This window comes from Microbispora hainanensis (assembly GCF_006874475.1).
GTDB lineage: Bacteria > Actinomycetota > Actinomycetes > Streptosporangiales > Streptosporangiaceae > Microbispora > Microbispora hainanensis.
In genome coordinates this window covers 26,247-50,809 of sequence record NZ_VIRM01000024.1, presented here as the reverse complement: position 1 = coordinate 50,809, position 24,563 = coordinate 26,247, and the positions used below count along the sequence as shown (strand labels likewise).

Here is a 24,563-nt window from a genome sequence, read left to right as displayed (position 1 = left end):
TGACGCGATGTACTACCTCATCATTCACACCGAAGGCTGGGGATCCGGGCGTGCCTGCCCGGGAGGAACGAGCGCGCATGAGCACCGTCGTCCTCGACAATGTGACGAAGATCTACCCGGGGGGGTACCTCGCGGTCGACCGCATGAACCTTCGCGCGGACGAGGGTGAGCTCCTCGTCCTGCTGGGGCCGTCAGGCTGCGGGAAGTCCACGCTGCTCCGCATGATCGCGGGGCTGGAGGAGATCACCACCGGTGACCTGTGGCTGGGCGGGCAGCTCGCCAACCACCTGGCGCCCCGGGACCGGGACGTCGCGATGGTCTTCCAGAACGGCGCGCTGTATCCCCACCGGACGGTGCGCGGCAACCTGTCGTTCCCGCTGGAGATCGCCAAAGCGGACCCCACGATGGTCAAGCAGCGGGTCGTCGAGCTGTCGCGCGCGCTGCACATCGACGAGACGCTCGACCGGCGGCCGGGCACACTGTCCGGCGGCCAGCGCCAGCGCGTGGCGATGGGCCGCGCCATCGTGCGCCAGCCCTCGCTGTTCCTGATGGACGAGCCGTTGTCCAACCTGGACGCCGGCATGCGCACCGAGCTGCGCATGGAGATCTCGTCGCTGGTGCGCTCCCTCGGGGTCACCACCATCTACGTCACGCACGACCAGGTCGAGGCCCTCACTCTGGCCGACCGCATCGCCATCATGAACCGCGGCGTGCTGCAGGACATCGGCACGCCGGCGCAGGTCTACAACGACCCCGCGACCGCGTTCACCGCCGCGTTCCTCAACTCCCAGCAGCTCAACCTGCTCGCGGCGACCGTGCGCACCCCGCAGAACCAGTTCATCATGCTCGACTTCGGCCCTCACCAGATCACCATGCCCTGGACCGATCCACGGGCGTACGCGGTGTCGCAGCACACGGGCATGCAGATCATCGTGGGGATCCGGCCGGACGGGCTGGTTCCGGTGCCGGAGCGGACGGAGGGCCCGACCTTCTTCGGCCGGGTCAGGACGCTGGAGTATCACGGCCACGAGTGGCTCGCCTACCTGGAGGCCGGTATCCCGGCCGTCAACGTGCCGGAACCGCCGGACCGCCGCCAGCTCAACGGCGCGGCGGGCGGCGGCAGGGCCCGGTCGATGATGCGCCGCCTGCTGAACGGCTCGGCCGCGGTGGAGGAAGAGGAGCCGCCGCCGCTCTCGCAGTCGGGCACGCACCGCCGCGCGGACCTGATCGTCCGGCTCGGCAACCGGCCCGTGTGGCGCGCGGGCGACGCCGGCCGGGTCGCCGTCGACGTCTCCCGGCTCATGCTGTTCACCATGGACGGCACCCGCATCGACCCGCCGCGCCGATAGAACCCCGCCGACAGAACCCCCTCAGACGGTGCGGCTGACGCCGCCGGCCAGCACGGAGACGATCCCCACCAGGCGCACGATCTTGTCCAGCTCCGCCCGGTGGAACGCGGGCCCCTGAGACCGCGCCACCACCAGGTGGACCCCGTCCATCGGCACGCTCGCCAGGTGCAGCCCGCCCTCCTCGAAGGCCGAGGCGCGCAGCGGGGTGAGGTCGGCCGCGGGGACGGCCTCCGGCGCCTGCCAGCTTCCGTGGACGATCGTGCCGTCGGCCGAGTCGACCGCCACCGCCCACTCGGCGCTGACGAGGTCGGGCACCGCGTCGACGAGGGTGACGTACGCACGGTCGGGGTCGGCGGCGACGTGGCCGAGCAGGTCGTAGTCGGGGGTCGCTCCGGGCGCCTCCCGGGTCGGCCACACGGCCTCCACCCGCGTGCCGGGCACCACGCCGATGCGTTCGCGCAGCTCACCGGGCTCGAAGACGCCCGACCACGAGACGGTGAAGTCGTCGACCGCGCGACCCGCCTGCCGCTCCAGCACGGTCACCTGCAGGATGTCCGCACCCATCACCCCGAAGGCGCGCGCCACCTGGCCGAGCACCCCGGGCCGGTCGGGGAGCGAGACCCGCAGCCGCAGCAGCATCGCCACCACCTCCTTCTCATGCGACACCAACAGTGTCGGACACACGTTTCGCGCCGGTTACGGCGGTGGGTCACGGAATGGCTGCAATGTTTCTGGAAGTTGCAGCAAAGTCTTGCACAGCCCGGGGGCCGCCAGTAGCTTCCGGGCCATGGTGACCCCCCAGCACCGGCGTACGCGCGTGCCCGTTGCGCTTGCCACGGCGACGGCACTCACCGCCGCGCTCATCGCCGTCCCCCTGACAGCTCCCCCGGCGGCATCCGCCCCGATTTCCGCAGCCACGGGTGCGGCCGGCGCGCCGTCCGACGCCGAACTCGCCCGCGACGCCCTCCGCGCGGACCTGTCCCGCGAGCGGCTCTACTTCGCGATGACCGACCGGTTCGCGAACGGCGACCCCTCCAACGACCGGGGCGGGCTGTCCGGCGACCGGCTGACGACCGGTTTCGACCCCGCGGACAAGGGCTTCTACCACGGCGGCGACCTCGCGGGCCTGATCGGCCGGCTCGACTACATCAAGGGCCTGGGCAGCACGGCCATCTGGCTCACCCCGTCGTTCAGGAACCGGCCCGTGCAGGGCACGGGCGCGGACGCCGGCGCCGGCTACCACGGCTACTGGATCACCGACTTCACCAGGATCGACCCGCACCTCGGCACCAACGCGCAGATGAAGAGCCTCGTCAAGGAGGCGCACAAGCGCGGCATGAAGGTGTTCTTCGACATCATCACCAACCACACCGCCGACCTCGTCGACTACAAGGAGAAGACGTACGGCTATCGCGGCACGGCGGCCTACCCCTACGTGGACGCCTCCGGCCGGGCCTTCGACGACCGCGACTACGCCCTGCGCGACGACTTCCCGAAGGTCACCGCCGAGTCGTTCCCGTACACGCCGGTGGTGACGGCGAAGTCGAAGGTGCCGTCGTGGCTGAACGACCCGACGATGTATCACAACCGGGGCGACTCGACCTTCTCGGGCGAGAGCTCCGAGTATGGCGACTTCTCCGGCCTCGACGACCTGTGGACCGAGCGGCCCGAGGTCGTGAAGGGCATGACCGACATCTACAAGACGTGGGTCAAGGAGACCGGCGTCGACGGCTTCCGCATCGACACCGCCAAGCACGTCAACATGGGGTTCTGGCAGCGCTTCGCGCCCGCCCTGCACGGCTACGCCGCCAAGCTCGGCAACGACAGGTTCTTCATGTTCGGCGAGGTCTACAGCTCCGACCCGGCGTTCGAGAGCCGCTACACCAGCACCGGCACGCTCGACGCCACGCTGGACTTCGGCTTCCAGGAGGCGGCCCGCTCGTACGCGAGCGGCGGCGACGCCGCGAGCCTCGGCAGGCTGTACGCCGCCGACGACCACTTCACCGACGCCGACTCCAACGCCTCGTCGCTGCCGACGTTCCTCGGCAACCACGACATGGGCCGGATCGGCTACTTCCTCAAGCAGGACGCCCCCTCGGCGGACGACGCGACGCTGCTCGCCCGCGACCGCCTGGCCCACCAGCTCATGTATCTGACCCGCGGCCAGCCGGTCGTCTACTACGGCGACGAGCAGGGCTTCACCGGCGGCGGAGGCGACAAGGACGCCCGGCAGCCGATGTTCGCCTCCAAGACGGCCGACTATCTCGACGACGACCTCATCGGCACCACCGCCACCCACGCGACCGCCAATTACGTCACCACCCATCCCCTCTACACCTCGATCGCGGAGCTGGCCCGGCTGCGCGACCGCTATCCGGCGCTGGCGGACGGCGCGCAGATCACGCGGCTGGCGAGCGGGAACGTGTTCGCGTTCTCCCGGATCGCCGCCGGGGAGCGGGTCGAGTTCGTCGTGGCGCTCAACAACGGCACGGCTGCCACTTCCGTGCGGATCCCGACCTACTCCCCCGGCGCCTCCTTCACCCAGGTGTACGGCGGGACGGCCGGGCTCACCAGCGGATCCGACGGGAAGCTGGCGGTGACCGTGCCGCCGCTGTCGGCCGTCGTCTACCGGGCCGGCGAGGCCCTGGCCGCCCCCGGGGCAGCTCCGCAGATCACCCTCACGCTGCCCGGCGAGACGCTGCGCGGCACGGCGGCCGACGGCCGGGTGGCGATCTCCGCCGAGGTGCCCGGCGACGGGTTCGGCCAGGTCACGTTCGCCGTCAAGGCGGGGGACGCGCCGTGGCGGGTGCTCGGCACCGACGACGCGCCCAACGGGCGCACCTACCGCGTCTTCCACGACCTCACCGGCGTGCCCGAGGGCGCCCCGCTCACGTACAAGGCGGTCGTGAAGGACTCGGCGGGCCGGTACGCCTCCGCCACGGCGACCGCGACGGCGGGGCCGGAGCCGGCGGAGGAGGAGCCGGGCGCGGTCACCCGCGACCACCTGGTGGTCCACTACAAGCGCGACGGCGGAGACTACGACGGCTGGGGGCTGCACGCCTGGGGCGACATCGACCAGACGGTCGAGTGGGGCTCGCCGGTCGCGTTCGAGGGCGAGGACGCCTTCGGCCGCTTCGCCTGGCTGAAGCTGAAGCCCGGCGCCACCGAGGTCGGCCTGATCACCCACAGGGGCGACACCAAGGACCAGGGCGACCGCATGGTCGATCCGGTGCGCACCGGCGAGGTGTGGCTCGTCGAGGGCAGGGCCGACGTGTACGCCTCCCGGGCCGCCGCCGAGGGATACGCCACGATCCACTACCACCGCCCCGACGGCGCGTACGACGGCTGGGGCCTGCACCTGTGGGGCGACGCCATCGCCGACGGCGCCGGCACCGACTGGGGCTCCCCGAGGCGCCCGGACGGCACCGACGCGTCCGGGGCCTTCTGGCGGGTGCCGCTGAAGAACGCCGACGCGCCGCTGAACTACATCGTCCACAAGGGCGACGCCAAGGACCCCGGGCCCGACCAGTCGTTCGTCCCGGCCCGGCAGCCGGAGGCGTACGTGAACTCGGGCGGGACGGAGATCCACGCCAGTGCGGCGGCGGCGCGGAACGTCGCGGTGCTGCACTACCACCGCGAGGACGGCGGCTACGACGGCTGGGGCCTGCACTTCTGGGGCGACGCGTCCGGATCGGCCGAGTGGGGCGACCCGCTGAAGCCGGCCGGCGCCGACGCCTTCGGCGTGTGGTTCGAGGTGCCGCTCAAGGACGACGCGAAGACGCTGGCGTGGATCATCCACAAGGGCGACGAGAAGGACCAGCAGGCCGACCAGTCGCTCGACCTCGGCGTGACCGGCCACGAGGTGTGGAAACTGTCAGGTGTGGACGGATATCTGCTGCCGCAGCCCGCGGCCACCGGTGCGGACGCCGACCTGTCCAAGGCCACGGCCCAGTGGATCGACAGGGACACGGTCGCGTGGAAGGGCACGGTCGCCGAGGCGAACCACTACGCGCTGGCCTACTCCCCCGGGGGCGACATCGCGTACGAGAGGGGCGACCTGACCGGGGACGTCCACCTGATCCGGCTGACACCGGGCACGCTCGGCGACGCCCAGAAGGCCGCCTGGCCGCATCTGGCGGCGTACGGCGCGCTGAAGGTGGACCCGCGCGACGCCGGCCTCGTGCGCGACGCGCTGCGCGGGCAGGTCGTGGCGATCGAGCGCGGGCCCTCGGGCGCGCTGCTGACCGCCACCGGCGTGCAGATCCCCGGCGTGCTCGACGACCTGTACGCCGGGGCCGCGAAGGTCCCGCTGGGCCCCACGGGCCGCGGCGGGCTCGCGGTGTGGGCGCCGACCGCCCGGAAGGTCGAACTGGCCCTCTACGACGGCCCCGAGGGCGACCGCAGGACGGTGCACAAGATGCGCAGGGACGACGCGACCGGCGTGTGGTCGATCGACGGCCCGGCGTCGTGGAGGGGCAGGTACTACACCTACCTCGTCACCGTCTACGCCCCCGCCGCCGGGAAGATCGTGACCAACGAGGTGACCGACCCCTACAGCCTGTCCGTCTCGGCGGGTTCCGGGCGCAGCCAGATGGTCGGCCTCGACGACCGGTCGCTGCGGCCCGAGGGGTGGACGGGCCTGAAGAAGCCCCCGGCGGTGCGCCAGGACCGGGCGTCGATCTACGAGCTGCACGTCCGCGACTTCTCGGCCTCCGACACCACCGTCCCGGCCGCCGAGCGCGGCACCTACAAGGCGTTCACCGAGACCGGCAGCGCCGGGATGACCGAGCTGCGGAGCCTGGCGAAGGACGGCCTCACCCACGTCCATCTGCTGCCGGCCTTCGACTTCGCCACCGTGCCCGACCGGAAGGCCGACCGCACCGAGCCCGCCTGCGACCTGGCCGCGCTGCCGCCGGACTCCGACCGGCAGCAGGCGTGCGTGGCGGAGACGGCCGCGAAGGACTCGTTCAACTGGGGCTACGACCCGCTGCACTACACCGTGCCCGAGGGGTCGTACGCGACCGACCCGGACAAACGGATCAAGGAGTTCCGCGAGATGGTCGCGGGGCTCAACCGCGCGGGCCTGCGGGTGGTCATGGACGTCGTCTACAACCACACCCACGCCGCCGGGCAGGACCCGGCGAGCGTCCTCGACCGCGTCGTCCCCGGCTACTACCACCGGCTCATGGACGACGGCACGGTGGCCACCTCCACCTGCTGCGCCAATACTGCCCCGGAGCACGCGATGATGGGCCGGCTCGTCGTCGACTCGATCGTCACCTGGGCGAAGGAGTACAAGGTCGACGGCTTCCGGTTCGACCTGATGGGCCACCACCCGAAGGCGAACATCCTGGCCGTGCGCAAGGCCCTCGACGCGCTCACCCCCGACAAGGACGGCGTGGACGGCAGGTCGATCATCCTGTACGGCGAGGGCTGGAACTTCGGCGAGGTGGCCGACAACGCCAGGTTCGAGCAGGCCACCCAGGCCACCATGGCGGGCACCGGGATCGGCACGTTCAGCGACCGGCTGCGCGACGCCGTGCGCGGCGGCACGCCGTTCGACGCCGACCCCGGCGTCCAGGGCCTCGGCTCCGGCCTGGCCGGCTCCGCGCCGGACGGCCGGCTCGCGCACTACGAAGACCTGGTGAAGCTCGGGCTCGCGGGCAACCTGCGCGACTTCACGTTCACCGGGTCGTCCGGCACGCCCGTCAAGGGCTCTGAGGTCGACTACAACGGCAGCCCCGCGGGGTATGCCGCCGAGCCCGGCGACACGGTGACCTACGTCGACGCGCACGACAACGAGACGCTGTTCGACGCGCTCGCCTACAAGCTGCCGAAGGACACCCCGATGGCCGACCGGGTCAGGATGCAGTCGCTTTCGCTGGCGACGGTCCTGCTCGGCCAGGGCACGGCGTTCGTCCACGCCGGCAGCGAGCGGCTGCGGTCGAAGTCGCTCGACCGCAACTCCTACGACTCGGGCGACTGGTTCAACCGGCTGCTCTGGGACTGCAGCCAGGGCAACGGCTTCGGCGGCGGCCTGCCGCCCGCGCAGGACAACGAGGCGCGCTGGCCGTACGCGCGGCCCCTGCTGGCCGACCCCGCGCTGAAGCCGGACTGCGCGGCGATCGGCGCGGCCCGGGCGCGGTTCGGCGAGCTGCTGCGGATCCGCTACTCCTCCCCCGCCTTCTCGCTCGGCTCCGCCGCCGAGATCGGCAGGCGGGTCTCCTTCCCGCCGTCGGGCACCCCCGGTGTGATCGTCATGCGCGTCGACGCCGCCGGGGTCGATCCCGCGAACACGGCGATCTACGTGGTGTTCAACGCCACCGGGAAGGCCGCCGCCTCCGTCGTGCCCGCCGTGAAGGGCGCCCGGGTCGCGCCGCACCCCGTGCAGGCGGCGTCGGCCGACCCGGTGGTGCGGCAGGCGTCGGCGGATCCGGCGAGCGGCACGCTGACCGTGCCCGCCCGCACGGTCGGGGTGTTTCTCGAGTCGTCGTAGGGGCTCGCAGGGGGTACGGCCAGGCGCGGACACCCGCGCCTGGTTGCACCAAATGTCAGACTTTGGGCAAGTTTGGGGCGAGCTTTCCGCTGTCGCGAGTTTCCCTAAGGATGACCATGAGTAGCCTCGGGTAATGCTCCTCCCCAGGCGCTCCCCTTCGCTGCGAGCCCGGCTGGCCCTCCTCGCCACCGGGACTGCGGCGATTCTGCTGATCCCGCTCGCGATCGTGGTGCACGTGCTCGTCCGCGACATGGTCGCGGACCGCATCTGGGACCGGAGCCTGGACACCGCCACGTCCGTCGCCGCGCAGATCCGCGACGGTCACCTGCCCAATCCCATACCCACCGGCGGGAACGACATCGACCTGATCGAGGTGGCGGCGCCGGACGGCCGGGTCGTCGCCGAGAGCTCGGCGGCCGGGCACCTGCCTCGCCTCAGCCCGTTACGCCCGGCCCCCGACCGCGAGGTCACCCAGACGACGGCCTGCTCCCCCGCGGGGCGCGACTGCCTCTACGTCACGGTGCTGCGGGTCTCCCCCGAGGCCGGCTCCGACCTCGTCTACGCCGGCCGGGCGGCTCCGGGGATCCTCGACACCTCCGTCACGCTGCCGGCGCTGCTGCTGGCGGCCCTGCTGCTCACCGCGCTCGCGGGCTGGACGGCCTACAACGTCACGGGCCGCGCGCTGCGGCCGGTGGAGGCGATCCGGTCGGAGCTCGCCGAGATCACCGACCGAAATCCCGGCGGCCGGGTGCCGGAGCCGCCCGGCGACGACGAGTTCTCCCGGCTGGCCCAGGCCGCGAACGACGCGCTGTCGCGGCTGGACACCACGATCCAGCGGCAGCGGCAGTTCGCCGCCGACGCCTCGCACGAACTGCTCACCCCCATCGCCGGCATACGCGCCCAGCTGGAGGGCGCGCGGCTGCACCCGGAGGACACCGCCGAGGCGCTGTGCGCCGCGCTGCGCGACACCGACCGCCTTGAGGCGATCGTCGCCGACCTGCTCCTGCTCGCGCGGATTCCGACGGTCCCCGAGACCGCCCGGGAGGAGGTGGACCTGTCCCATCTGGTCGTCACCGAGATCGAACGGCGGCCGGAACGGCTGCCGATCCACCTCCACAACACCCCGGGGGTGACGGTCAAGGGTGTGCGCCGCCACCTCGCCCGGGTGGTGGCGAACCTGCTCGACAACGCCGAGCGGCACGCGCTGACGGTGGTCTGCGTGCGGGTCGCGTGCACCGAGGACGCGGCCGTCCTGTACGTGCGCAACGACGGCCTGCCGATCCCCGAGGCGGACCGGGAGCGGATCTTCGAGCGGTTCTACCGCACCGACGCGGCACGCAGCCGCGACCGGGGCGGCACGGGCCTCGGCCTGGCCATCGCCCGTGAGGTGGTGGAGGCCCACGGCGGCTCCATCCGCGTGGAGGACGTCACGGACGGCGATCCCGGCGTGCGTTTCGTGATCACGCTGCCGCTCGCCCCGGACGATCCCGGCGCCGGCGCCGCGAACCTCCCCGCCGACGATCTCGATGCGGACGATCCGGACGCCGGCGATCTCGCCGCCGACTATCGTGCCGCCGACCATCGCACCCGCGACTGCGGCGACCCGGCCGGTGACACCCAAAGTTAAGGACCGCGCCCCTGGTCGTTCAGCCCAGTAACCCCGTGCGGGAGAACCTGCTGGCTAGTTTTCGGGACACCCCGGCCCCCTGGGGTCCCCGTTGTCGCAGGTAGAGGAGTCACTCGTGCGAGTGCTGGCCGTCGTCCCCGCCCGTGGAGGGTCGGTGGGCGTCCCGCTGAAGAACCTCGAGAAGGTGGGCGGCGTCCCGCTCGTCGCCCGGGCGGTGGACGCCTGTCTGCGCGCCGGACTGGTCGACGACGTGGTCGTCAGCACCGACCACGACCGCATCGCCGAAGTGGCGCGGAGCGCGGGCGCCCGGATCGTGCGCCGGCCGGCCGAGCTCAGCGGCCCGGCCGCCTCCAGCGAGTCCGCCGTGCTGCACGCCCTGTCGGAGCTCGCCGGCGAGGCGCCCGAGATCGTCGTGCTCGTCCAGTGCACCAGCGCGTTCCTCGACCCCCGCGACCTCGACGCCGCCGTCGCGAAGGTGCTGGACGGCGAGGCCGACGCGGTCTTCTCCGGCACCGAGACCTACGAGTTCGTCTGGACCGGCGCCGGCCACGGCGTGAACCACGACCCGGCCGTGCGCCCGCGCCGCCAGGACCGCGAGCCCCACTTCCGCGAGACCGGCGCGTTCTACGTCATGCGTACGGAGGGCCTGCGCGAGCAGGGCCACCGTTTCTTCGGCAGGGTCGCGGTCCAGCCGGTGCCCGCCGGGCACGCGGTCGAGATCGACACCCCGGAGGACCTGGAGATCGCCCGGGCGCTCGCGCCGTTCGTGGACGAGCCGCTGCCGATCGACGTGGACGCCGTCGTCACCGACTTCGACGGCGTGCACACCGACGACCGCGCGTTCGTCGACTCCGACGGCCGGGAGATGGTCGCGGTCAGCCGTTCCGACGGGATGGGGATCGCGCTGCTGCGCCGGGCCGGCGTGAAGGTGCTCGTGCTGTCGACCGAGCGCAACCCGGTCGTCGCCGCCCGCGCCGCCAAGCTCGGCGTGCCGGTGGTGCAGGGCCTCGGCGCCAAGGACGTCGCGCTGCGCGAGTGGCTGGCCGCCGAGGGCCTGGCCCCCGAGCGGGTGGCGTACGTCGGCAACGACGTCAACGACCTGTCCTGCATGGCGATCGCCGGCTGGCCGGTCGCGGTGCCCGACGCCCACCCCCGGGTGCGCGCCGCCGCCCGCGTCGTGCTGTCGGCCCCCGGGGGCGCCGGAGCCGTACGCGAGCTGTCCGACCGGGTGCTCGCGGCCCGCCCGGCCGCCGCGCTGGAGACCGTCACCGCCCCCGCGCCCGTCACCGCACCCGGTTACCTCGGGCAGCCGCGGCCCGTGCGGATCGGCCGGTCGCTGGTCGGCCCCGGGCAGCCCGTGTACGTGATCGGCGAGATCGGCATCAACCACAACGGCGACGTCGACATCGCCCGCAAGCTGATCGACGTGGCCGCCGACGCCGGCTGCCAGGCCGTCAAGTTCCAGAAGCGGACCCCGGAGATCTGCGTGCCGCTCGAACAGCGCGACCAGATCCGGCAGACGCCGTGGGGCCAGATGACCTACATGGAGTACAAGATCCGGACCGAGTTCGGCGCCGACGAATACCGCCACATCGCCAAATATTGCGAGGAGCGCGGCATCGACTGGTTCGCCTCGCCCTGGGACGTGCCGTCGGTGGACTTCCTGGAGGAGATGGACGTCGTCGCGCACAAGGTGGCCTCGGCCTCGGTGACCGACCACGAACTGCTGCGCGCGCTGGCCGCCACCCGCAAGCCGGTCATCCTGTCCACCGGCATGTCCACTATCGAGGAGATCGACGCGGCGGTGGAGATCCTCGGCACCGAGCGCCTGGTGATGATGCACGCCACCTCCACCTACCCGCTCCCGCCGGAGGAGGCCAACCTCCGCATGATCACCACGCTCGGGCAGCGGTACGGCGTGCCGGTCGGCTACTCGGGGCACGAGCGCGGGCTGCAGATCTCGCTCGCCGCCGTGACGCTGGGCGCGGTGACCGTCGAGCGGCACATCACGCTCGACCGGGCGATGTGGGGCTCCGACCACGCCGCCTCGCTGGAGCCCACCGGCCTGGAGCACCTGGTCCGCGACATCCGCATCATCGAGACCGCGCTCGGCGACGGCGTGAAGCGCGTCTACCCGGGCGAGGAGGCCCCGCGGGCCCGGCTGCGCCGCGTCACCGCATGATCACTCTCTCGGTGGTGCTGCCGGTCCGGGACGGCGAGGCGTACCTCGGCGACGCCCTCACGTCGCTGGTGCGCAACCGGACGCCCGAGTTCGAGACCGAGGTCGTCGTCGTGGACGACGGCTCGGCGGACGCGACGCCGGAGGTCATAGAGGACTTCCGGCGCGATCTGCCGGGGCTCACGGTCGTCCGCAACCCGGTGCCGCTGGGGCTGGCCGGCGCCCGCAACACCGGGCTGAAGCTCGCCGCGGGCCGCTACGTCACCTTCCTCGACGCCGACGACTGGCTCGCGCCCGGCTACCTGCCCCGCCTCGTCGCCGCCATCGACCGGCTCGGGTGCGACTTCGTGCGCGTGGACCACGTCCAGGTCGAGGGCCGCAGGCGGGAGACGCACCGGGCGCCGCAGCCCCGCCGCGGCGTCGTGCTGGACCCGCGCGACGGCATCCTGCCGGTCGACCACAAGACGATGGTCGACTACCCCTACGCCTGGGCGGGGATCTACCGGCGGGAGCTGGACGACCTGCTGACCTTCCCCCCCGGGCTGCACACCGCCGAGGACCGCCCGTGGATCTGGCGGCTGCACCGCCTGGCCCGGTCGTACGCCGTGGTCTCCCTCGCCGGGGTGTTCTACCGGCGGGGGCTCGCGGCCTCGCTCACTCGGATCGGCGACGAGCGGCAGCTCCACTTCTTCGACGCCTACGAGATGGTGCTCGACGAGGCCGGGCCGCGCTACCTGCCGAAGGCCGCCCGCAACCTGTGCGCGCTGCTCGCCCACCACGTGGAGCTGGCCGGCCGGTTCACCCCGGCCGTACGCGCCCGGTTCGACGAGCGGGCGCGGGCGGTGCTCGCCCGGCTGCCCCACGAGACGCTGACCGCCGCGATCGGCGGGCTGGAGCCCGAGCGGGCCACGCTGCTCGGCTCCTACCTGCCGGACCCCCAGCCGGCAGGAGGTCCGGGTGCCTGACTCCACGCTGTTCTACGCCTCCACCCTGTTCGGCGCGATGACGCTCGCGGCGGCGATCGACGAGGGGCGGTTCGGCGACGGCGTCCGGGTCCTCCTCGTGTCGGACAACGCGGCGATCCCGGAGGTCACCCCGGCGCTCGACGAGGCTCCGGGGTTCGCCGCGCTGCGCGACCGGTTCGACCGCGTCCTGTCCTGGAACGCGATCATCGCGCCGCTGCACCCGTCGGACTGGAAACCCCGCTCGATCGAGACGCCCATGCTCGGCCGCCTGCTGCGCGACCTGATCGGCGAGCCGGGCGAGCTGGTCCTGGAGTCGATCGCGGTGCCCCCGGCGCGCACGCTCGCGGGCCTGGTCAAGGACTGCCCGATCACCGTCTACTCCGACGGCCTCATGAGCTACGGGCCGACCCGCGACCCGCTGCCCCGGGAGATCGCCGGGCGGATCGCCCGCCTGCTCCACCTCGACCTCGTCCCGGGCCTGGCGCCCCTGCTCCTGGCCGAGCACGGGGTGCCGGCCGAGGCCCTGGCGGACGCGTCGTTCACGAGCGTGGCACGCCGGGTCGCGGCGGCGGCCCAGCCGGCGCCCCGCGCCGAGGCGGTCGTTCTCGGCCAGTATCTGTCCGCGCTCGGCCTGGTCACGGCCGCCGAGGAGGCCGCGCTGCACGAGCGCGTGCTGCGCGGCGTCGCGGCCCGCGGCCACCGGACCGTGCTGTTCAAGCCGCACCCCGCCGCCGGGCGGCGGCACGCCCGCGAGCTGCGGCCGCTCGCCGCGGAGCTCGGCGTCGACCTGCTCGTGGCCCCCGAGGCGACGCCCGCCGAGGCGTGCTTCGCCGCGCACCGCCCCGAGCTGGTCGCCGGATGCTTCTCCACCGCGCTGGTGACCGCGCGGCGGCTGTTCGGCCTGCCGGTCGCGGCCACCGGCACCGATCTCGTGCTCGAACGGCTCACGCCGTACGAGAACGGCAACCGGATCCCTGCGACGATCGTGGACGCCACGCTGCCCCGGCTGGAGGCCGACGGCACGGTCACCGAGCCGCCCGTCGCCGACCTCACCGCCCTGGTGGGAGCCGTGGGCTACTGCATGCAGAGCACGGCCCACCCCGGCCTGCGCGAGACCGCGGCGGCCTATGTGGACGCCCACGGACCGGCCCGCTATTTCAAGAAGCGCAGGCTGGAGTCGCTCGGCCTGATCGAGCCTCCGCCTCCCCCGCCCGCTCAGCCACTTGCGCAGTCGCCCGCGCCGCCGACCTCACGCCTGCGCCGCCTGCTCACCCGCTGACCGGCCCGGCGGCCCCGCCGGAGGGTCGTGCGGGGTGTCGTGGGGGGTGCGGATGAGGAGGATCGCGTGCGCGTCCTCGCCGCCGAGGGCCGCGTAGACGTGGGGGACGTCCGCGGCCCACGAGACGTGCTCCCCCGGGCCCGCGGTCAGCGGCGCGGCGGCGGGGCCCGTCCTGATCGTCCCCGCGACGACCGACAGGTGCTCGGTGACCCCGGGCGGATGCGCGGGCGAGGTCTGCTCGACCCCGGCGACGATCCGCAGGCGGAACAGCTCGTAGGTCGCGCCCGGCTCCCTGAACACCTCCAGCAGGGTGGAGACGACGGCCGTGCCCCGCACCGCCGAGGCGGCGCCGGCCGGGGCGCCGGGGTCCAGTGTCAGCGCGCTCATCGGCACCGACAGCGCCGCCGCGATCGCGTACATCGTCTCCAGCGTGGGGTTGCGTGTTCCGTGCTCGAGCCCTGACACGGTGGCCTTGCCGACCCCCGCCCTGCGGGCGAGCTCCGACAGCGACAGCCCGCGCGCCTCCCGGAGCCCGCGCAGCCGCCGCCCGATGGCCGGGTCTATCCGGCTTGTCCCATCTGTACCCACCTGGCTATGGTGTCACCGGAAATCGTTCCGTATACGGAACGGTCGTGTTCCTGGGAGGGGCGGTGCCGATGCGGGTGCGGACACTGCAGCCGGTGCTCACCGGCCTGGTCAGCGCGGTCGTCGGATACGCCAGCGCGTTCTCGATCGTCCTCGCGGGCCTGCGGGCGGCCGGGGCCGACTCCCGGCAGGCGGCCTCCGGCCTGCTCGCGCTGTGCGTAGGCATCGCGATCGCCGCCGCCGTCCTGTCCGTCCGCTATCGGATGCCCGTCGCGATCGCGTGGTCCACGCCGGGCGCGGCGCTGCTCGTCGCGACCGGCCACGTGGAGGGCGGCTACCCGGCGGCGGTCGGGGCCTTCGCCGTGTGCGGGATGCTGACCGTGCTCGCCGGGATCGTCCCCTGGCTGGCCCGCGGCGTCGCCGCGATCCCCGGCCCCGTCGCGGCGGCCATGCTCGCCGGCGTCCTCGTCCCGCTGTGCACCGCCCCGCTCCGCGCGATGGCCGAGGTCCCGCTGCTGGCCGGGCCGGTCACGCTGACCTGGGCCGTGCTGATGCGGTACGCCCGGCAGTGGGCGATCCCCGGCGCGCTGGTCGCGGCCGTGGCCGCCCTCGCGCTCAGCGGCACCGCGTTCCCGGCCGCGTCCCTGCGCCCCGACCCGGTGTTCACGATGCCCGCCGTGACCCTGCCGGCCCTCGTCGGCATCGCGCTGCCGCTGTTCCTGGTGACCATGGCGGGACAGAACGTGCCCGGGGCGGCCGTTCTCTCGACCTACGGCTACTCCGTGCCGCTGCGCGGCGCACTGGTGACGACCGGGCTCGTCAGCACGGCCGCCGCGCCGTTCGGCGGGCACGCCGTCAACCTCGCCGCCATCACGGCCGCCCTGACCGCCGGGCCCGACGCCCACCCCGACCCGGCCCGCCGCTGGATCGCCACCCTGGCCCTCGGCGCCGGGCAGCTCGCGCTGGGGCTGGGCGCCGCCTTCGCCACCGCGCTCGTCGTGGCCTCACCGCCGGTGCTGGTCACCGCCGTGGCCGGGCTCGCGCTGCTCCCGGCCCTCGCCTCCTCGCTGGCCGCCGCCTTCACCGGGCCGGACCTGCGGGAGGCGGCGGCGGTGACCTTCGTCGTCACCGCCTCGGCGACGTCCATCGCGGGCATCGGATCGGCCTTCTGGGGGCTGGCCGCCGGGTCGCTCGCGCTCCTGCTCACCCGGCGCCGTACGGCATCGCGGCCGCCCGAGCCGCCGGACGGCCGTCAAGGAGCGCTGTCCCCGGCCCGGGGTATCGCGGCCGCCAGAAGGCGCTTGTCCGGTTTGCCGTTCGGCGTCAGCGGCACCTCGTCGAGGACGGTGACGGCCGCGGGAACGCACTCGGCGCCGAGCCGCTCGCCGACCAGCGTGCGCAGCGAGTGAAGGTCGGGGGTCCGGCCGGCCGCCGGCACCACGAACGCGTGCACCGCCTCGCCGGTGTCCTCGTCCGGGGCCGCGACCACGTACGCCTCCGCGATGTCGGGGGAAGCGGCCAGGACCCGCTCGATCGGGCCGGTGTAGTAGAGGTTGGCGTTGACGATGACGACGTCCCGTGCCCGCCCCGCCAGGTACAGTCGTCCGTCTTCGTCGAAGTGGCCCAGGTCGCGGGTGCGCACCCACCCGTCGACGAACACCTCGGCGGTCTCCGCCGGGTCGGCCCAGTATCCGGCGGCCTGAGCGGGCGTACGGACGTACAGCTCGCCGTCGACGCCGGGCGGGACGGGCCGGCCGTCCGCGTCCCGGATCTCGACGTCGACGACGTCGGGCGGGAATCCGACGGATGGAGGGACGTCCTGCGGCGTGGCCATGGAGATCGTGCCGGTCTCGGTCTGCCCATAGCCGTGGAACACGACCGGGCCGAGCACGTCGGACGCCTCGCGCAGCCGGGACGCCTCCAGCGGCGACCCGGACACCATGAGCGCTCTGAGGCTGCTCAGGTCGGCCGGGGAGGTGCGCTGGGCGGCGACGAGTTTGTACAGGCGGGGCACGGTGATGACGCCGGCGGTCGCCCGATATCTGGTGATCGCTTCGGGGAACGCGGGCGGGTCGGCGACGACCATGGTCCCGCCCGCGGCGAGCGTGAGCACGCCGTACTCCATCATCACCTGGCTGCTCAGCGACCCGAACACCAGGTAGCGCCGCAGCCGGGAGGCCAGTTCGCGGATGGCGGGCGGCCACGCCGCCGGGCGGGCCGTCCACGCGGCGTTCATGGCGGCGTAGGTCTGCGCGCAGGCCTTGGGGACGCCGGTGCTGCCGCTGGTGTAGACGAGCCGGGCGACGTCCTCCGGCCGGCCGGACAGGCGCAGCGGGCCGTCCTCGCCGGGCGCGGCCAGCAGCTCGGAGACGGTCAGCGTGCGCCGCGCGTGGTCCGGGCCGGTGGCCGGGCCGGTGGCCGCGTCGGTCACGACCGCGGCGATGTCCTGGTGGAGCATGTGGCGCATCTGGCCGTGGGGCAGCCCGGGCCGCACGCCGACGGCCCTGGCTCCCACGACGTAGGCGGCGATCGTCGCGGCGAACGCCTCCGGGGTGACGCCGAGCACCAGGGCGAGGCCGTCCCCGGGCCCGACGGCCGCGGCGCGCAGCCCGGCCGCGATCCGCCGGACGAGGCCGAGCATCCGCGCGCCGGTGACGACACGGGCGCCGTGCTCGAAGACGGGCCGGTCACCGGCCGCGGCCAGGAGGTCCAGAACGGCGCGCGGGTAGGGCTCAGCCGGCATCGGCGAGGCACTCCTTGACGAAGACGGCCAGCGGCTGCTGGTGCACCTCCGACAGGTTCCACTCGTTCTCCAGGTTCTCCGCGAGGTGGTGGACGCCGGCCGGCGCGCCGTCCCGGTAGTGCCGCACCACCGGGTGCAGGTAGCTCGCGTCATGGGCGTGGGCCGCGTCGTTCTCGGCGACCCTCGGGATCGAGATGTCGAAGGGGTCGGCGGCGTCGTGGTGCGGGCCGTACTCCAGGGTGACGACGAACGTGTGCGGGGAGTGGCCGAGGCCGCCGTCCGCCACGTACGCCACCGGGACCTCCTCCTGGTAGAGCGCGGTGGCTCCGGCCACGCTGACGACGTCGCCGAGCACGCCGAACTGCTGCCACAGCGCCGACGAGCGGTTGACCCGGGCGATGATCGCGTCGGTGATGGCGTCGGCGGTGGGCTCGACCCGCTCGGCCGGCCAGGTCCCGCCGTGGTACCGGGTGGTCAGGATCCGGTAGAGCGCGCGCACCCCGTAGCGGAAACCGTGGATGAACCCGCTGGTGGCCTTCTTGAAGTCGCGTTGCTGGGTGAGCGTGCCGGTGAAGTAGAGATCGGGCACGTTGACCGACTCGTACGCCGGCGTCTGCTCGGGGAAGCGATCGTCGATGACCAGCGCGGGCCGGCAGCCGTCGTCGAAGATGGAGGCGTCGAACCGGAAGCCGGTGCACACGATCACCCGGTCGTAGAACAGCTCGCGCAGCGCCTCCACGGTGCGGGCATAGCGGAACATCACCCGGTAGCCGCCGCAGGCACGGCGCTCGATGCTCTCCACCGTGCCGTCCAGCACCGAGTTCTGGGACTTCAGCTGGTAGCTGTCGAGGAAGTTGTTGTTCACCGCCCGCAGGTGCCCGACGTAATGCGACTGCCAGGCCATCCTGACGGAGTGCGGCCCGGCGACGTGGATGACCGCGGCCTGGGCCATGAGCGCGTCGGCGGTCTCGAACCCGGAGTTGCCCTTGCCGATCACCAGGACCCGCTGGTCGGCGAAGGACCGCGGGTCGGTCTCGAACGCGTCGTAGCGTTCGGCGAGTTCGACGCCCGGGATCGGCGGGACGTGGAGCTGGGAGACTCCGGTGGCGACGACCAGCCGCCGCCCCCGCCACGAGCGCCCGCCGCGGTCGGTGACGGTGAACCCGTTGTCGTCCCGGCCGATACGGAAGACGTCGACGCCGTAGTGCGCCCGGACGCCGGTCGCCGCCGCGTAGTCGGACAGGTAACGCACGAAATCGTCGGCCTGCGGGAAGTACTCCTCGCTGTAGCGGGTGAACAGCAGGCCGGGATCGTCGCTCAGCAACGAGTTCCAGTCCATCCGCAGCCGCAGCTCCGGGTCGTCGTACCCCGTGTGCACCTTGTTGATGGAGATCAGCCGGCGGTGCCGCGGGAACCGGGTGAAGAAGGTGCCCGGGCCGGCCCCGCGCTCCAGGACGACATAGTCGTGACCGCCGTGTTCGAGCTCCGCGGCGAGCTGCAGCCCGGCCGGTCCGGCCCCGATGATCAAGTAGTCATGCGCCATGAGCCGGAAGCTACGGACGAATTCTCATAGGATTCTGAGAATCGGCTGCCTACAGTCCGGACATGCCCGCCGTCGAAGGCACCATCGACCTCAGCGCTCCGCTGCGCTCAGCCGACCTGCGCCGCGCCGCGGCGCCCGTGTCCGTCGTGGTCGACGCGTCCGTCCGTGACCGCGTCGAGCGCGGCCGCGGCTTCCTCCGCGACGTGCGGGAGGAGGAACGTCCGGTCTACGGCGCGACCACCGGATTCGGCGCCCTCGTGGGGTTCGCCGGCCGGGAGGAGGAGGCGGACCAGTGTGACAACACCCTGGCCCACCTCGGCGCCGGGCAGGGGCCGGATCTGGCCCATGACGTGAGCCGGGCCGCGATCCTCGTGCGTACGTGGTCGCTCGCCCAAGGGGCGTCCGGCGTGTCCGCACACGTGGTCGACGGGCTCGCCGCGATGTTCACGACGACGTTCGTCCCGGCGATCCCCCGCTACGGGTCGGTCGGCGCGAGCGGGGACCTGATCCCGCTCGCCTATGCCGCCCAGGCCCTGCGTGGCCGGGGACAGGCGTATCTCGGCGGTTCGCGGATGTCCGCGGCCGAGGCGCTGCGCCATGCCGGGCTGACCCCGCTCACGCTCGACGGCCGGGACGCCCTCGCGCTCGTCAACGGCACCTCCCTCACCACAGCCGCGACCGCCCTGGCCCTGGACAGCGTCCGGTCCTCCCACCGCGCGCTGCAGGCGCTCACCTGCCTGCTCGCCGATCTGCTCGGCTGCGACCCCGGCTTCCTCCACCCGCGCCTGCTCGGCGCCTACGGCCATCCCGGCGCGATCGACGTCGCCGACGGCATGCGCAAGACCCTTGCCGGGATCCTCCCCGCCGGCACGCGTCCGCTGCAGGAGCCGTACAGCATCCGCTGTTCCCCGCAACTGCTGGGCGCCGCCGAGGACGCCCTGCGCTACGTCGACGGTGTCGTCGCGGCCGACCTGGCCGGCGTCAGCGACAACCCGCTGTTCTTCCCCGACGACGACCTGGTCGTGCACGGCGGCAACTTCTTCGGGCAGCCGGCCGCGTTCGCCGCCGACGTCCTGGCGATGGTCACCGCTCAGCTCGGCAACCTCGCCGAGCGGCAGCTCGACCTCCTCGTCGACCCGGCCCGCAACGGCGGCCTGCCCCCCATGCTCGCCGCCGGGCCCGGCCGTCAGCACGGGATGCAGGGGGTGCAGCTCGCCACGACCGCGTTCGTCGCCGAGCTCCGCCGCGCCGCCGTGCCGGCCAGTATGCAGAGCCTGCCGACCAACCTGCACAACCAGGACGTGGTGCCGTTCGGCACTCAGGCCGCTCTGCGCGCCTACGACATGGCCGAACTGCTGCGGCTCCTCTGCGGGTCTCTGGCGGTGGGGTTGCGGCAGGCGGCGCATGTCGGCGCCCGCCGCCCCACGGCTTCGGGCTGTGCCGGGCTCCTCGACACTTTGGTCGAGGCGATCCCCGCGGTCGATCCCGACCGGCCGCTGGACGCCGATGTCCGCAGGGCCGCCCACCTGCTCACCGCGACACCCTCGCGGTGAGCGTCTAGAACGCCTTGAGATAGCGGCGCATCCGGCGCTTGGCGCGGTAGCCGTACCGCAGAACCTTGGGCGGCACCTCCAGGCGCAGCCGGGCGCGGCGGCGGGCGGCCTCGTGCTCGGGACCGTCGAGGAGCGAGCGGGCCGGCTCCAGCGTCCCCGCGCGGGCCGCGGCGGCCAGCGCGGCGACGCGACCGGTCCAGTCGCCGGCCGCGGAGTCGTGGAAGTAGTTGGCCCGGCACCACTCCTCGGCGGGGACCCGGAAGTCCGCCTTGACCAGGTCGTCGAGCGTGCCCAGGCAGCCGCTGCCCTCGAACACCAGGTTGATCATCTCCGCGCTGACCCCGAAGTCCGACAGCACGAGCAGCGGCACGCGACCGGCGATCGCCTCCAGCGCGGCCGTCGAGCTGACCGTGACGAACCCGGCGGCGCGGCTCAGATGCTCGTGCATCGGCCCGGCGGCGAAGCGCACGGCGCCCGCGGGCACCCGGCCCTCTGCCTCCATCGCGGTCCACAGCCGCTCGTAGTGGTGCCGCTCGTTGTGCGTCTGCCGCTCGTCGTCGCGGGCCCGCAGCTTGACCACCACGTCGAGGCCGGGCCGGGCCCGCCCGAGCTCCGCCAGGGCGAGCAGGATCCGCTCCCGCTCCTCGCGCCGCCGGGGCACCTTGGCCTGGGTGGCGAACACGACGCGGTCGCGTACGCCCCCTGCGCCGTGGGCGGCCGGTTCGCGGGGCAGGAGGTCGAGGTAGGGCAGGCGGGCCAGCGCCACCGCCCCTCCCCCGCCGAGCCGCGCGCCGATCTCGGAGAAGTCGGCGACCTCCCGGCCGCTGTGCACGACGAACAGGTCGCAGCCGCTGCGGAACAGCCAGGCCTTCTCCGTCGCGGGCACCGAGATGCCGGGCAGCCCCGACACCAGCACCGGCCGGGGCCGCAGCCCGGCCAGCGTCTCCGCCGCCAGCGCGTCCACCACCGGCCCGGTGCAGGCCAGCAGCACGGCGTCGGGCCGGAACCGTTCGGCGGCCCGGCGCAGCTGCCGCGCCGCCAGCACCGGGGGAAGCCTCTCGCCCCGCGCGCGGGTGCCGCTCACCGCGGCGGCTATCTGCGCCGCGGAGGGGGTGATGGGCGTGCGGACGACGGCCAGGTCCGTGACCCAGTCCTCCGGGGTCGCGTCGAGCAGGCCCGCGGCCCACTTGAGATACGAGTCGGAGTCGGCCACGGCGAGCAGACGGGTCAAGGAGCGACCTTTCCGGGATTGTGCAGGTGGGGCTGAGGTTCGTGCGCGAAGAGCTGGAGGTGGGAGCGCAGCGACGGTGCGGCCGACGCCGTCCACCAGTCGTCCGGCACGTCCACGGTCTCCACCCGTACGCCCCGGGCCGACAGCAGGACGCGCAGCGAGGTCACCGCGGTGGACGGCAGGCTCAGCACCCGCTGATCCGGCCGCAGGTCGCGCAGCGTCATCTCGGCGGGCGCCCCGGCGTCGTACACGGTCAGTCCGGCGATGCCGCGCACCCGGTCGAGGTCCCCGGGATCCTCACGCCGGTGGGGGAAGTACGCCACGGGCTCGTCGATCCGCTCCAGCCAGCGCAGGTAGCGGTCGCGGTGGACGAGCCCGTTGCGTACGAGCGAGGTGCCGAGCACGACGGTGCGCTCCGGCGGCGGCCGGTGGGCGGGCTGGGCGCGCAGCCAGGCGAAGTCGTGCCGCACGAGCCGCACGCCCCCGTCCTCCACCGCCCCGGCGAGGCCGGCGGGCACCGGGAGCGCGGTGAACACCGTGGGCCTGCGGGTGCGCAGGCGCAACCCGGCGGCCGTGGCGAGCACCTTGCGGCCGAGGCCCGGGGTGCCGCGGGCGCGCAGCAGCGGGCCGCGCGCGGCCAGCAGTTCGAGCAGGCGGATCGTGGCCAGCCCGTCGTCCACCAGCACCGTGCGGCCGGGGAGGGCGGTGACGAGGGCGAGCTGGACACGCCCGGAGAAGGCGTCGCCCACCGCCCAGACGCGGCCAGGCCGGGGAGCCCGCGCGGCCGGCTCGGCGAAGCTCAGCCCCTCGGGCGGCCCGAGCCGGTCGAGTTCGCGGAGGGTCGGCCGCAGGGCCGGCAGCCCGGCCCGCGGCACCACGGTGGTGACGGGCCCGAGGAGCCCCGCGTGGTGCGCCTCGACGACGCACAGCAGCTGCAGGGGGGACTCCACCCACGCGACGGCCTGCCCCTGCTCGGCGGCGTGGCGCCGTCTCTCGTTCTCCACGCCCCGTAAAGAAACGTTCACGACGCGCTCAACCTAGCCGCCCGACACGACGAGGACGGGAACGCGCGGTGAACAGCGCCCGGCGCGGCAAGTACGTCGAGACGTGGAAGGCCCTGGAGAAGCCGTACGCCGACGGACGGGGACATGGCCACGATCGACGGCCTCGACGAGGGCCGCCGTCTCGGCCCCGACCCCGCCGTGGCCGGCTGACCGGCCGGGAGGATTGGCCAGATCTTTCCATGAAACGGGACGCAACGCGGTCGCGTGATCACGTTGCGTACGTTTCCGCAGGCGAACGCGTGGCAATGATTGCTGCCGTGCCCCAACCACGACCAACGAGAAAGCTGTGGGCCGGGCTCGCCGCGGCGCTCCTGCTGTGCCTCGCGCTCACCGGCGCCTCCCGCGCCGAGCCCGCCCCGGCGGCTCACCGGCCCAACATCGTGCTGATCCTCACCGACGACCTGGACGCGGCGGATCTGAGCAGGTTCCCCAACATCAGCGACCTCCTGGTGCGTCAGGGCACCACGCTGTCCCGCTTCTTCGTCACCAATCCCTGGTGCTGCCCCTCCCGCTCGTCCATCCTGCGCTCGCAGTACATGCACAGCCACCACGTGGACAGCAACCGGTCGCCGACCGGCGGGTTCCCGAAGTTCCGGCCCCTGGAGGCCTCCACCCTCGGCACGTGGATGCACGACGCGGGCTACCGCACCGCGCTCATGGGCAAATATCTCAACAACTATCCCGAGGGCGCGCCGCGCACCTACATCCCGCCCGGCTGGGACGAGTGGCACGTCCCCGTCACCCGCCTCTACCAGGAGTACGGCTACGCGCTCAACGAGAACGGCGCGATCCGGCGCTACGGCCACGCCCCCGAGGACTACCTGGAGGACGTGCTGAGCGCCAAGGCCACGGCGTTCGCGACCGACGCCACGCGGGGGGACGCCCCGTTCTTCCTCTACCTCGCCCCGGTGGCGCCGCACCTGCCCGCGCACCACGCGCCGCGCCACGCCGCCGCCTTCGCCGGGGAGCAGGCGCCGCGGACCGCGTCGTTCGACCAGGCCGACGTGTCCGCCGAGCCCCTCTGGCTGCGCGAGCGCACGCCGCTGTCGGCCGCCGACACGCGCAGGATCGACCGCGTCCACCGCGACCGGCTGCGCGCCATGCTCGGCGTGGACGACATGGTCGGCGCGCTGGTCGAGGCGCTGAGCCGGGCGGGCCGCCTCGACGACACCTACATCTTCTTCACCTCCGACAACGGCTTCCATCTGGGCCAGCACCGGTTGCGGCCGGGCAAGACGACACCCTTCGAGGAGGACATCCGGGTGCCGCTGGTGGTGCGCGGTCCGGGCGTGCCGGCCGGGGGCGTGATCGACAAGCTCACCTCGACGGTCGACCTCGCGCCCACGTTCGCCGAGCTGGGCGGGGCCGTGGTCCCGCCCACGGCCGAGGGCCGCTCGCTCGTCCCGCTCATGCGCGGGCAGAACGTCCCCTGGCGCGACGCCGTGCTCACCGAGTTCTACCACCCCTCCTACTCGCCCCACTCGCCGCCCACGTACGCCATGCTGCGGACCGACCGGTACGCGTACGTGGAGTACGAGACCGGGGAGCGGCAGCTCTACGACCTGCGCGGCGACCCGGCGGAGCTGCACAACCTCGCGGCGACGGCCGACCCGGGCCTGATCACGGCGCTCGCGGCCCGGCTCATGCTGTTGCGGGCCTGCTCGGGAGCGGTCTGCCGGGTGGCGGACGCCGCGGGCCCTGTGATTTCGGGCACAGGTGTCTCGGTGAGCGGCGGCGTGTCCGTGGGCACGGCGGGCGCCACCGGCGGGTGAGGCGGCGGAACGGATAAGGGCGGACGCCCCGGCACGTTGGGGGCGTCCGCTATTCATTTCTGCCCATATGGATATGGGAGCGCTCCCAAGCGTGGTATGTCCTAGTATGTCCCCTTGACCAGCCCTAACCACCCGGGGAGTAACAGTTAGGTTTCGGCATATTGACGCCTCGGTTGC

At 73.3% G+C, this 24,563-nt stretch carries 14 protein-coding genes and 1 pseudogene; 9 read left to right on the top strand and 6 right to left on the bottom strand.

Annotated features, from left to right (window positions below; translation table 11 throughout):
• The first annotated feature begins 77 nt into the window (after nucleotides 1-77).
• Nucleotides 78-1,349, top strand: coding sequence for an ABC transporter ATP-binding protein (locus FLX08_RS20155; RefSeq protein WP_142620424.1), 1,272 nt, complete (start codon nucleotides 78-80; stop codon nucleotides 1,347-1,349).
• Between the two features lie 21 nt (nucleotides 1,350-1,370).
• Here FLX08_RS20155 and FLX08_RS20150 read toward each other — a convergent pair whose 3' ends face one another.
• On the bottom strand, nucleotides 1,371-2,015 hold the full coding sequence (locus FLX08_RS20150) for an ACT domain-containing protein (protein WP_244312773.1): 645 nt from the start codon (nucleotides 2,013-2,015) through the stop codon (nucleotides 1,371-1,373).
• A gap of 121 nt (nucleotides 2,016-2,136) precedes the next feature.
• Here FLX08_RS20150 and pulA point away from each other — a divergent pair, with 121 nt between their 5' ends.
• From pulA to FLX08_RS20125, 5 genes are all read left to right on the top strand, one after another.
• Nucleotides 2,137-7,845, top strand: coding sequence for a pullulanase-type alpha-1,6-glucosidase (pulA, locus tag FLX08_RS20145; RefSeq protein ID WP_244312772.1), 5,709 nt, complete (start codon nucleotides 2,137-2,139; stop codon nucleotides 7,843-7,845).
• 133 nt (nucleotides 7,846-7,978) lie between these two features.
• Nucleotides 7,979-9,472 carry a sensor histidine kinase gene (locus FLX08_RS20140; RefSeq protein ID WP_142620423.1) on the top strand — a complete coding sequence of 498 codons (1,494 nt, stop codon included), beginning with the start codon at nucleotides 7,979-7,981 and terminating at the stop codon, nucleotides 9,470-9,472.
• Nucleotides 9,473-9,587: 115 nt separating this feature from the next.
• The gene (locus FLX08_RS20135) at nucleotides 9,588-11,654 is read left to right on the top strand and encodes an N-acetylneuraminate synthase family protein (protein ID WP_142620422.1); all 2,067 of its coding nucleotides are present in this window, start codon (nucleotides 9,588-9,590) and stop codon (nucleotides 11,652-11,654) included.
• Nucleotides 11,651-12,616, top strand: a complete 966-nt coding sequence (locus FLX08_RS20130; protein WP_142620421.1) for a glycosyltransferase family 2 protein — start codon at nucleotides 11,651-11,653, stop codon at nucleotides 12,614-12,616. The genes FLX08_RS20135 and FLX08_RS20130 overlap by 4 nt, the downstream gene beginning before the upstream one ends.
• On the top strand, nucleotides 12,609-13,895 hold the full coding sequence (locus FLX08_RS20125) for an alpha-2,8-polysialyltransferase family protein (RefSeq protein WP_244312771.1): 1,287 nt from the start codon (nucleotides 12,609-12,611) through the stop codon (nucleotides 13,893-13,895). The genes FLX08_RS20130 and FLX08_RS20125 overlap by 8 nt, the downstream gene beginning before the upstream one ends.
• Here FLX08_RS20125 and FLX08_RS20120 read toward each other — a convergent pair.
• The gene (locus FLX08_RS20120; protein WP_208761554.1) at nucleotides 13,866-14,483 is read right to left on the bottom strand and encodes an XRE family transcriptional regulator; all 618 of its coding nucleotides are present in this window, start codon (nucleotides 14,481-14,483) and stop codon (nucleotides 13,866-13,868) included. The genes FLX08_RS20125 and FLX08_RS20120 overlap by 30 nt on opposite strands.
• A 44-nt stretch (nucleotides 14,484-14,527) precedes the next feature.
• Between FLX08_RS20120 and FLX08_RS42185 the strand changes: the two genes are divergently transcribed.
• Entirely contained in the window at nucleotides 14,528-15,889 is a 1,362-nt protein-coding gene (locus FLX08_RS42185; protein ID WP_244312770.1) for a benzoate/H(+) symporter BenE family transporter, read from the top strand.
• Here FLX08_RS42185 and FLX08_RS20110 read toward each other — a convergent pair.
• A pseudogene (locus tag FLX08_RS20110) lies at nucleotides 15,850-17,223 on the bottom strand (class I adenylate-forming enzyme family protein); the annotation flags it as partial. The gene FLX08_RS42185 and the pseudogene FLX08_RS20110 overlap by 40 nt on opposite strands.
• On the bottom strand, nucleotides 17,213-18,766 hold the full coding sequence (locus FLX08_RS20105; protein WP_142620420.1) for an NAD(P)-binding domain-containing protein: 1,554 nt from the start codon (nucleotides 18,764-18,766) through the stop codon (nucleotides 17,213-17,215). The pseudogene FLX08_RS20110 and the gene FLX08_RS20105, both read right to left, overlap by 11 nt.
• A gap of 62 nt (nucleotides 18,767-18,828) precedes the next feature.
• Here FLX08_RS20105 and FLX08_RS20100 point away from each other — a divergent pair, with 62 nt between their 5' ends.
• Complete coding sequence (locus tag FLX08_RS20100; RefSeq protein ID WP_142620419.1) at nucleotides 18,829-20,319, top strand: aromatic amino acid ammonia-lyase; 1,491 nt, start codon at nucleotides 18,829-18,831, stop codon at nucleotides 20,317-20,319.
• Between the two features lie 4 nt (nucleotides 20,320-20,323).
• Here FLX08_RS20100 and FLX08_RS20095 read toward each other — a convergent pair whose 3' ends face one another.
• On the bottom strand, nucleotides 20,324-21,550 hold the full coding sequence (locus FLX08_RS20095; RefSeq protein WP_142620418.1) for a DUF6716 putative glycosyltransferase: 1,227 nt from the start codon (nucleotides 21,548-21,550) through the stop codon (nucleotides 20,324-20,326).
• Complete coding sequence (locus FLX08_RS20090) at nucleotides 21,547-22,575, bottom strand: hypothetical protein (protein WP_142620417.1); 1,029 nt, start codon at nucleotides 22,573-22,575, stop codon at nucleotides 21,547-21,549. Before FLX08_RS20090 ends, FLX08_RS20095 begins: the two co-directional genes overlap by 4 nt.
• Nucleotides 22,576-22,859: 284 nt before the next feature.
• Here FLX08_RS20090 and FLX08_RS20085 point away from each other — a divergent pair, with 284 nt between their 5' ends.
• Nucleotides 22,860-24,386 (top strand): sulfatase family protein, encoded by a 1,527-nt coding sequence (locus FLX08_RS20085; RefSeq protein WP_167530498.1) that lies wholly within the window; start codon nucleotides 22,860-22,862, stop codon nucleotides 24,384-24,386.
• Nucleotides 24,387-24,563: the final 177 nt, after the last annotated feature.